Origin of the sequence: Dietzia sp. HMSC21D01 (assembly GCF_001815995.1) — a bacterium.
In the GTDB taxonomy this organism is placed as follows: domain Bacteria; phylum Actinomycetota; class Actinomycetes; order Mycobacteriales; family Mycobacteriaceae; genus Dietzia; species Dietzia cinnamea.
Map to the genome: position 1 here is coordinate 1 of NZ_KV823917.1, position 9,809 is coordinate 9,809.

The 9,809-nt window shown below is 73.8% G+C and carries 9 protein-coding genes, 1 other RNA gene and 1 pseudogene; 7 read left to right on the top strand and 4 right to left on the bottom strand.

What is annotated here, in order from left to right; genetic code table 11:
- The 3 genes from HMPREF3086_RS09075 to HMPREF3086_RS09085 all read right to left on the bottom strand — a co-directional run.
- A partial coding sequence (locus HMPREF3086_RS09075) for an SURF1 family cytochrome oxidase biogenesis protein (protein ID WP_070721460.1) occupies positions 1-794 on the bottom strand: 794 nt, incomplete at its 3' end.
- A gap of 51 nt (positions 795-845) precedes the next feature.
- Positions 846-1,322: a low molecular weight protein-tyrosine-phosphatase gene (locus HMPREF3086_RS09080; protein WP_070721462.1), complete on the bottom strand. Its 477-nt coding sequence runs from the start codon at positions 1,320-1,322 to the stop codon at positions 846-848.
- Positions 1,312-1,980, bottom strand: coding sequence for an HAD hydrolase-like protein (locus tag HMPREF3086_RS09085; protein WP_070721464.1), 669 nt, complete (start codon positions 1,978-1,980; stop codon positions 1,312-1,314). The genes HMPREF3086_RS09080 and HMPREF3086_RS09085 overlap by 11 nt, the downstream gene beginning before the upstream one ends.
- A gap of 76 nt (positions 1,981-2,056) precedes the next feature.
- Here HMPREF3086_RS09085 and cobC point away from each other — a divergent pair, with 76 nt between their 5' ends.
- From cobC to HMPREF3086_RS18500, 6 genes and pseudogenes are all read left to right on the top strand, one after another.
- Entirely contained in the window at positions 2,057-3,166 is a 1,110-nt protein-coding gene (cobC, locus tag HMPREF3086_RS09090; protein ID WP_070721466.1) for an Rv2231c family histidinol phosphate aminotransferase CobC, read from the top strand.
- Positions 3,163-4,320, top strand: coding sequence for a Nif3-like dinuclear metal center hexameric protein (locus HMPREF3086_RS09095; protein ID WP_070721469.1), 1,158 nt, complete (start codon positions 3,163-3,165; stop codon positions 4,318-4,320). Before cobC ends, HMPREF3086_RS09095 begins: the two co-directional genes overlap by 4 nt.
- A gap of 11 nt (positions 4,321-4,331) precedes the next feature.
- On the top strand, positions 4,332-5,063 hold the full coding sequence (locus HMPREF3086_RS09100; protein ID WP_070721470.1) for a zinc ribbon domain-containing protein: 732 nt from the start codon (positions 4,332-4,334) through the stop codon (positions 5,061-5,063).
- Positions 5,057-5,707: pseudogene (locus HMPREF3086_RS09105) on the top strand (histidine phosphatase family protein); the annotation flags it as partial. The gene HMPREF3086_RS09100 and the pseudogene HMPREF3086_RS09105, both read left to right, overlap by 7 nt.
- Positions 5,708-5,789: 82 nt before the next feature.
- Positions 5,790-6,221, top strand: an RNA gene (gene rnpB / locus HMPREF3086_RS09110) — RNase P RNA component class A.
- An 80-nt stretch (positions 6,222-6,301) separates the two neighbouring features.
- Positions 6,302-6,475 carry an SPOR domain-containing protein gene (locus tag HMPREF3086_RS18500; protein WP_007630414.1) on the top strand — a complete coding sequence of 58 codons (174 nt, stop codon included), beginning with the start codon at positions 6,302-6,304 and terminating at the stop codon, positions 6,473-6,475.
- A 67-nt stretch (positions 6,476-6,542) separates the two neighbouring features.
- On the opposite strand, the gene HMPREF3086_RS09115 is transcribed toward HMPREF3086_RS18500, so the two are convergent.
- A complete protein-coding gene (locus HMPREF3086_RS09115; protein ID WP_083324368.1) occupies positions 6,543-8,162 on the bottom strand; it encodes a CYTH and CHAD domain-containing protein in 1,620 nt (539 codons plus the stop codon).
- Positions 8,163-8,248: 86 nt separating this feature from the next.
- Here HMPREF3086_RS09115 and HMPREF3086_RS09120 point away from each other — a divergent pair, with 86 nt between their 5' ends.
- Positions 8,249-9,760: a flavin-containing monooxygenase gene (locus HMPREF3086_RS09120; protein ID WP_070721474.1), complete on the top strand. Its 1,512-nt coding sequence runs from the start codon at positions 8,249-8,251 to the stop codon at positions 9,758-9,760.
- Positions 9,761-9,809: the final 49 nt, after the last annotated feature.

Sequence of the window (9,809 nt, forward strand, 5' to 3'; positions counted from 1 at the left end):
GGGCCACCGCCCGACGCGGCGTCACCGGCGTCCGCCGTGTGGTCGGCGAGCGCGGCGTCGTCGTCGCGGCGCCGCGCGCGGATCTCGGCCCACGCGAAGTAGATGAGGGCGGCCGGGGCGAGGACGCCGAAGGCGAGCCACTGCAGGCCGTAGGACAGATAGGGCCCGTTCTCGATGCCGGGGATCGGCGCGGGGGTGAGCGAGCCGGGCTGGTCGCCGGTCAGCTGCAGGTACCCGGCGGGCCGGAGGTCGTGCCCGAGGGTGTCGCCGATGACCGCCGGGTCGACGACGCGGACCGTGGGGCGGCCGTCGAGCTCCACGGGCTCGGCCTGCCCGGGCTCGGTGACGCGCACCCGGGCGGTGATCCCGACCTCGCCGGCGGGCGCCGCGGGGTAGTCGGGGACGGCGTTGTTCTCGCCGACCCGGACGTAGCCGCGGTTGACGAGAATGTCCGGCCCGTCGACGGGGTCGAACACGGTCAGCACGTGGTAGACGAGCTCGCCGTCGACCGACCGCAGCCGCAGCAGGGCCTCGGAGTCCGGCTCCCACCGGCCGTCGAGGGTGACGAGCCGCCACTCGCGTTCGGCGTAGTCCTGCGGGCCGCGCACGACCTCGTCGAGCGGGGCGGGCTCGGCCTCGACGGACTCGACCAGCCGGGCGTTGCGGGCGTCGAGGTCGTCGCTCTTGCCGAGCTGCCAGGGGGCCAGGAACGCGAAGCACGCCCAGGCGAACAGGATCGCCGCGAGGACCCCGATCACCCACCCGGGGGTCAGGAAGCGCCGCAGGATCCGCATGCCCCCAGGGTATCGGGCGGGCGGGACGGGGTACCGCCGCGGTGGTGGCCGCTACCCCAGGAGGCCGCGCACCTCGGCGACGAGACCGGGCAGGGCCCGCGAGATCTGCATGCGCGTGCGGGTGAAGCCGCTGTCGTCGCCGTAGTAGGGGTCGGCCACGTCTGCGCCGTCGGCCCCGGGTTCGTACGCGCGCAGCAGACGGACCCGGTCGGGGTCGACGCCGGCCCGCAGGAGGTGGTCGCGGTGGCCGCTGTCGAGCGCCACGAGCAGGTCGGCGTCGTGGTCGTCGTCGGACAGCTGCGCGGCCACGTGCGCGGTGTCGTAGCCGTGGGCGGCGAGCTCGGACGCCGCGCGCGGGTCCATGCCGTGGCCGACGTGCCAGTCGCCGGTGCCGACGCTGGAGATCTGCACCCGGTCGCCGAGCCCGGCCTCGTCGAACTCGTGCCGTGCCATGACCTCGGCCATGGGGGAGCGGCAGATGTTGCCGGTGCAGACGAACACCACTCGTACCGTGCGGTCACCAGCCACGGATGATCTCCTCCAGTGCTGCGGTGTCGACGGCCGACCAGCGGGCCCTGTCCCACTCCTCGGGCCGGCCGTAACCCCAGCGCACGATGGCGGTGGGGATGCCGTACCGGGCGGCGCCGTCGATGTCGTGTTCGCGGTCGCCGATCATCAGCACCGCGTCCGTGCCGCCGTCGGCGGCGGCCACGGGGTCGACCCCCATCGCGGCGAGGGAGTGCGCGACGACGTCGGCCTTGGCCAGCCGCCCCACGCCGATGTCGGCGCCGCCGACGAACTCGAAGGGCGCGAGCAGGTCGAAGTGGCCGAGGATCCTGCGGGCGGCGTTCTGGTCCTTGCTGGTGGCCACGGCCATCCGGTACCCGTCCACGGCGAGCCGGTTCAGCAGCGTGTCCATGCCGGTGAAGACGGCGTTCTCGCGCCAGCCGACCTCGTCGTAGCGCTCGCGGTAGGCGTCGATCGCGCGGTCGAGGTCGGCGCCGGCCAGGCCGAGCGAGGCGAGGGTGTCGATCATGGGTGGCCCGGCGATCGAGCGGATGTCGCGGGTAGTGTCCCAGCGGGCACCCACGACGTCGAGAGCGTGGTGCAGCGATCGGGCGATGCCGTCGAGTGAGTCGGTGATGGTGCCGTCGAGGTCCACGAGGAGGATCGGGCGGTCGGTCATGCCGCCATCCTCCCAGAGTCGGGGGCGCGGGCCGGGCGACGGGCGGGGGACGGGGCCGCCGTCCTACGCTTCGGGCATGACCGAACCGACCGGAGTCCACGCCGACGGGCCGTCGTGGGCGGCGCTGCGTCACCACGGTGACGCCGAGCTGGTCCCCGGCGCCCTGGACTTCGCCGTCAACGTGCGTGGGTCGGGTCCGCCGGCGTGGCTGCGCGACAGGTTGGCCGCGCGCCTCGCCGACCTCGGGGGATATCCCGGGGGCGACGACGACGAGGCCGCCGTCTCGGCCGTGGCCGCCCGTCACGGGGTGGCGCGCGAGCGCGTCCTGCTCCTGGGCGGGGCGTCGGAGGGGTTCCACCTCCTCGCCGGCCACGCGGCCCGGCACCACCTACGCGCCGCCGTGGTGCATCCGTCCTTCACCGAACCCGAGCTGGAGCTGCGACGGGCCGGCGTCGGAGTCGAGCGTGTCCTTCTGCCCGGCCCGTTCCGCCTCGATCCGGCCCTGGTCCCGGGAGACGCGGACCTCGTCGTCGTCGGCAATCCCACCAACCCCACGTCGGTGCTGCACCCCCGCGCCGCCGTCGCGGCGCTGTGCCGTCCCGGGCGCGTCACGGTGGTGGACGAGGCGTTCTGCGACGTCGTGGACGACGAGGCCGGGCACACCCTCGCCGGCGCCGACCTGCCCGGCCTGGTCGTGGTGCGCTCGCTGACCAAGACGTGGGCACTGGCCGGTCTGCGCGTGGGGTACGCGGTCGGCGACCCCGCCGTGCTGGCCGACCTCGCCGCGCACCGACCGCACTGGCCGCTGGGCACCCTCCAGCTGGAGGCGATCCGGGCGTGCGTCGGCCCGGACGCGGACGCAGAGCTCGCCCGCCTGCGCGTCGACGTCGCGGCGGAGCGGGAGGCGATGGTCGAGGCCCTCACCGCCGCCGGGATCGAGGTGGGCGTCCCGCCGTCGGCACCGTTCGTGCTGGTCCGCACCCCGTCGCACGTCGATCCGGAGGCGTTCCGTGAAGGTCTCGTGCGACGCGGCGTGGTCACCCGTCGCTGCGACACGTTCCCCGGCCTCGACGCGTCCTACCTGCGGCTGGCCGTGCGGCCGGGCACGATGGTGGACGAGCTCGTCGGCGCCTGGCACGCGGAGGCCGGCGCGGCGCGGAACCGACTGGAAGGGGAGCGAGCATGACCACCGGCAGGCCCACCCTGGCCGACGTGATCGACCTGTTGGAGCGGGCCTACCCACCGCGCCTGGCCGAGTCGTGGGACCGCGTCGGCCTGGTCGCCGGCGACCCCGCCGCCGAGGTCTCGCGTGTCGTCGTGGCGGTGGACGCGACCGACGCCGTCGTCGACCACGCCCTCGCCGAGGGCGCCGACCTGCTGCTCGTCCACCACCCGCCGCTGCTGCGCGGCGTGCACTCCGTGGCCGCCGACACGCCCAAAGGACGCCTGCTGCACCGCCTCATCGCCGGCGGCTGCGCCCTGTACGCCGCGCACACCAACGCCGACTCCGCGCGGCCCGGCGTCAACGACGCCCTCGCCGACGCCCTCGGGCTCACCGCCGGCGCCCCCCTGGCACCGACCGGCGACGGCACCGTCGACCGGTGGGTGGTGACCGTGCCCGACGACGACCTCGACGACCTCCTGCACGCGGTCTTCGCCGCCGGGGCCGGACGGATGAGCGGCTACACCGAGTGCTCGTTCTCCGTGCGCGGCACGGGGCGCTTCCGGCCCGGCGACGGCACCGACCCCACGATCGGCAGCATCGGCGAGCCCGAACAGGTCTCCGAGACCCGCGTCGAGTTCGTGGCACCGCCCGAGTTGCGCTCCGCGGTACGGCGCGCCGTCGTGGCCGGGCACCCGTACGAGGTGCCCGCGATGGACGTCCTCGTCAACCACGCCGGACCCGGGCCCGGGCCGGAGGACACGGGACTCGGCCGGATCTGCGATCTCGACGAGCCCACCACCCTCGCCGCGTTCACCCGCCTCGTCGCCGACCGCCTGCCCACCACCGAGTGGGGGGTGCGGGCCGCCGGCGACCCGGAGGCCGAGGTCCGGCGCGTCGCCCTGTGCGGCGGATCCGGTGACTCGCTGCTCGGCGCCGCCCGCGCGGCCGGCGCCGACGTCTACCTCACCGGGGACCTGCGTCACCACGTCGTGGACGAGCACCTGCGCGAGGGCGGGCCGATGCTCGTCGACGCCGCCCACTGGGCGCTGGAGTTCCCGTGGTGCGCGCAGGCCGCGGCCCTGCTCGAGGAGGGCGCCGGGGTCACCGCGAACGCGTGCGATCTGCGGACCGATCCGTGGACGGTGGCCGCCGGGGGAGCGCGCGGGCAGCGGTAGTCTTGGCTCCCATGAAGGCCGATCCCCACCACCAGCGTCGACTCGTCGACATCGCCGACCTCGACCTGCGCCTGGCCGGTCTCGCCCACCGGCGAGAGCACCTGCCCGAGCAGGAGACGCTGGACGGGCTCACGGCCGAGCGCCGCGCCGCCACGGAGTCCGTCGCCCGGGCCCGGATCCACCTCGAGGACCTCGATCGCGCCCTGGCCAAGCTGCGCTCGGACCTCGACGCCGTCCGCCGACGCCGCGCCCACGACTCCGACCTGCTGGCCTCCGGCAGCCTGTCCGAGCACCAGTCCACCGAGCTGGACTACGAGCTGCGCTCGCTGGCCCGCCGTCAGGACGCGCTCGAGGCCGAACTCGGCGAGCTCAGCGAACGCCACGAGGCCATGGAGGCCGACGTCCGCCACTCCGGGGCGATCGTCACCGACCTCGACGCGCGCATCGGCATGGCGCGGGCACTGCGCGACACCGCGCTGGCCGAGCTCGAGGACGCGGTCACCGCCACGACGGCCGAGCGGGCGCGCGAGGCCGAGGGGATCCCCGCCGACCTCCTCGACTTCTACGCCCGGTGCGCGGAGAACGCCGGGGTCGGGGCGGCCATCCTCAACGGCGGCCGGTGCTCGGCCTGTGCGATGGACCTGGACCGCAGCACCGTGGCCGCGTTCCGGTCCGCTCCCGCCGACGACGTGCTCACCTGCCCCGAATGCGGCGTGATCGTCGTCCGTACCGGCACCCAATGAGCGCCGGTCCCGGCTGGACGGGCGCCACCGGCCGGCCCACCCGCATCGTCCTGGCCCGACACGGCCAGACCGCGCTCTCGGTCGACCGGCGGTACTCCGGCCAGGGCGACCCCGAGCTCACAGACCTCGGCCAGGCCCAGGCCGAACGCACCGCCCGGCGGCTCGCCGCCCTGCCGGACCTGGCCGCCGTGGTGTCCTCGCCGCTGCGTCGGTGTCTGGGCACCGCCGAGCGCGCCGCCGAGGCCGCCGGCGTGCCGCTCATCGTTGACGACGACCTCATCGAGACCGACTTCGGCCGGTGGGAGGGGCTGACGTTCCGCGAGGCCGCCGAGCAGGACCCCGACACCCACTCCCGCTGGCTCGGCGACACCTCTGTCCCGCCGCCGGGGGGCGAGAGCTTCGAGGTGGTGCGGGAGCGCGTCGAACGGGGCCTACGCCGCATCGTCTCCGAGCGGCCCGGGCAGGTGGTCGCGGTGGTCAGCCACGTCACCCCCATCAAGCTGGCCATCCGTGCCGGACTCGGCGCCGGCGACGAGTTGCTGTTCCGCCTGCACCTGGACCTGGCCTCGGTCTCCGATGTGCGCTTCTACCCCGACGGGCCCACGTCGGTCCACCTGGTCAACGACACCTCGCACCTCGACTGACGCGGCACGTCCGCCGACGCCGCGACTCGGCCGACGCCGCGGCTCGGTCGACGAGTGCCGGGGACTAGACTGGGGCGGCGAACGAGTCGGCCGGACGGCCGCGGACAGGGGAACCGGCGCCCACGGGTGGCCAGGCCCCGGCCCGAGGAAAGTCCGGACTCCACAGAGCAGGGCGGTTGCTAACGGCAACCCGGGGCGACCCGCGGGACAGTGCCACAGAAAACAGACCGCCGCGCCCACGCCGGCGCGGTAAGGGTGAAACGGTGTGGTAAGAGCGCACCAGCACCCCGGGTGACCGGGGTGGCTCGGTAAACCCCGCCCGGAGCAAGGTCGAAGGTCGCACCGCTCGCGGTGCGACTGCGCGGATGGACGTGCGGTGACGCACGGGGAGGGCTGCTCGCCCGAGTCCGCGGGTGGACCGCTCGAGGCACCCGGTGACGGTGTGCCCAGATGGATGGCCGTCGCCCGCCGCACGCGGTGGGCACAGGATCCGGCTTACAGGCCGGCTCGTTCGCCCCGCCCCGATCCGCTGTCGGGCCCCCGCTAGTAGGGTCATGGGTGCACGCCCAGCCCGTCGATCCGAGGAGGTCCGCAGTGTCGGAAGAGCAGTGGTACTACGACATCGCCACAGGTCAGGCGCTGCAGGGCAAGGTGACCAACTGGGACAACCGGATGGGCCCGTACGCCACACGGGCCGAGGCGGAGGCGGCGCTGGCCAAGGCCAAGGCCCGCAACGAGGCGTGGGACGCCGAGGACGAGAAGGACTGACCCGGCTCGGCGAGCTCCGCGCGGGCGTCGACCGTGTCGAGCGGGCCCCGGCCTCCATATCGCCGCCCTACTTCTTGCCCTTCTTGCCCTTCTTCCGGCGCTTGCGCGCCGCGCGCCGTGACTCCGACAGTTCGCGGTAGGCGGCCGTGACCGCCGCGGCGTCGCTCTCGAACCCGTCGAGGGCGCGCTCGGAGAATCCACGCTCGTGCTCGAAGAGCACCCCGAACCCGAACGTCGACTCGTGAGCCGTCTCGGCCCGGCGGGCGATCCGGCGGATCCACTGCCGGGCCGTGACGCTGTCCTGCACGTCCCCGAGCACGGTGTGCAGGCGCTGACAGGCGTCGCGCAGGGGTGCCACGGTGAGCTCGTCCGTCCCGGACAGGGCGTTGACGTTCCGCCGCAGGGCCTTGGCGCGCTTGCGGACGACGTGGGTCAGCTCCTCCCGCTCGGCCAGAGTGAGGTCGAGTTCGGCCAGGTCGCGCTCGGTGCGGGTGCGGGCCTTGGTGAACTTCTTGAACTGGCGGTCGACGCCACTCAGCATCAGGTCCTCGGCCTCGCGGCGCTTCTTCTTGCCGCCCTTCGCCGTGGTTCCGCCGGCGACGCGGACCAGTTCGTGGAGCCGGTCGACCAGGTCGAGGTACCGGTCGGAGAGCAGGGCCGCGGTGACCCGTTCGCCCGCGCGCCGGGCCTCCGCGTCGAGTTCCGTCCGCAGGCGCTGACGGGTCTGCGGGCTCACCACGTCCTCGGGGTATCCGGCGGCCAGCTCCTCGAGGCGCTCGTCGACCACCTGGATGTCGCGCAGCTTGCCCAGAACGGCGGCGAGGACCTTGAGCTCGGCGAGCAGCCCGGGCAGGTCGAGATCGGTGCCGGCGGTGTCGGCCTCGAGTTCGGCGGCGTAGGTGCTGATGGTGCTGCGCAGTCCGCGGACCGCCACGCGCATCTGGTGGACGCCCACCATGGTGGTGCGTCGGGCGGCCGGGTCGTGGTCGAGCAGCTTCTCCAGGTCGCGCGCCAGGGCGTCGCGGACCGGGGAGACGCCCTCGCCACCGGCGTCCGGTAAGGGCCCGATCGCGCGGGCGAGTTTGGACGACGACGACGAGGTGGTGGCCCCGGCGTCCGCGCACGCGGCGGCGACGGCCGCGAGATGGGCGTGGGCGTCGGGTCGCGCCGGATCGACGATCTCGGCCTCCCACTCCCGCCATGTGGCCGCGGACCCGCCGTTCACGAAGGCCTCGGTGGAGACGTGGTCGTCACAGAACTCGATCACCGCGGCGCCGTCGTCGTCCCGCAACGTGTGGACCTGCCGGAGGTTGTCGATCCGGGCGACGGGCGCCAGCGGACGGCGACGGACAAGCCCGGCGACCGCGGAGAGGAATTCGTCCGGGACCTCGTCGCCGAGAGGGGCCTGCAGTTCGATACGGCCGGCGTGGGCGGGCAGTTTGAGGTGCCACCCCTCGTCGTCCCCGCCGGTGCGGCGGCGCAGCGTCACCTTGTGCCGCGTGAGTGAGAGATCGTCGGTGTCGTAGTAGACGGCGGAGAGCTCGTACTCCTCCGGACCGTCCGCGACGAGCGGCGCGAACGCGTCGGCGGAGGGCGCCGGGATGTCGTCGTCGACCTCGAACTTGCTCTCGACCTCGACGGTCTCGTTGATCGTCATGGACCGGTTGTACCAGTTGTCGGTGAACACCGCCCGACGTGCTCCACCCACTCCGGACTTACTTGCGGGTAAGATCGGATGCGTTGCAGATCACACACTCGTCGTTGGGAGAAGCAGTGGATCAGCCGAACGTGGTCGACGTCCTCGTCGTGGGGGCCGGGTTCTCCGGCCTCGGCACGGCGATCCGGCTCTCGCAGGAGGGGTTCGACGACCTCGTGGTCCTCGAGCGCGGACACGACGTCGGCGGGACGTGGCGCGACAACAGCTACCCGGGGGCGGCGTGCGACGTGCCGTCCCACCTCTACTCCTACTCGTTCGCCCTCAACCCCGACTGGTCCCGGGCGTTCTCCCCGCAGGGGGAGATCTACGACTACATCCGCCGGGTCACCGCCGAGACCGGGGTCCGCGAGAAGATCCGCTTCGGGGTCGACGTCGCCGCCGTCGAGTACGACGCCGACCGCGGCCGCTGGTCGGTGTCCACGAACGCGGGGGAGTACGACGTCCGCGTGGTCGTCCTCGGCGTCGGGGCCCTGTGCGAGCCCAGGTTGCCGGAGATCGACGGCATCGAGGACTTCGCGGGCGACGTCTTCCACACCGCCCGCTGGGACCACTCGGTCCCGCTGGCCGATCGCCGCGTGGCGGTGATCGGGACCGGGGCCTCGGCCATCCAGGTGGTCCCGTCCATCGCACCGACGGTGGGTCACCTCGACGTCTACCAGCGCACCGCGCCCTGGGTCCTCCCCCGCATGGACCGCCCCTACCCGCGCCTGGAGCGGTCGCTGTACCGCCGGGTGCCCGGCCTGCAGAAGGCCGTCCGGGCCCTGCAGTACGCCAGCCGCGAGTTCCAGGTGGTGGGACTGACCCGCACCCGCGCCGCGCTGGCCCCCATCAAGGCGCTCGGCCGCGCGCACCTCGCGCTGCAGGTCCGCGACCGGGCGCTGCGGGAGAAGGTCACCCCGAACTTCGAGATCGGCTGCAAACGCATCCTGCTCTCCAACACCTGGTACCCCGCGCTCGGCCGGGACAACGTCGACCTCGTGACCGAGCCGATAGCCCGGGTCACGGAGAGCGGGATCGTCACCGCCGACGGCGTCGAGCACCCCGCCGACGTGCTGGTCGTGGCCACCGGCTTCCACGTCACCGACTCGCCGTTCTTCGAGCGCGTCCGCGGCGCCGACGGCCGCACCCTCGCGCAGAAGTGGCGCAGCGAGGGCATGGAGGCCTACAAGGGCACCACGGTGGCCGGCTACCCGAACCTCTTCGTCCTGGTCGGCCCGGCCACGGGCCTCGGGCACTCGTCGATGATCTACATGATCGAGTCCCAGCTGAACTATCTCGTGGACGCGTTGCGCACCATGCGGGACCGCGACCTGCAGACCGTCGAGGTCCGCGCGGCGGTCCAGGAGGCGTACAACCGCGAGCTGCGCGAGCAGACCGGCGAGACCGTCTGGGTGACCGGCTGTCGGAGCTGGTACCTCGACGACAAGGGCAACGCCCCGGCCGTGTGGCCGGACTTCACGCTCACCTTCCGCCGCCAGACCCGCGAGTTCGACCTGAGCGCCTACCACCGGCGGAGCGCGGCCCGGGTCGCGGCCGCGACGCCCGCCGGGCAGGAGGCCCTCCGGTGAGCGCCCGCGGTGCCGGACCGTCCCGCCCCTGGCGCGCACGGGCCGGCTC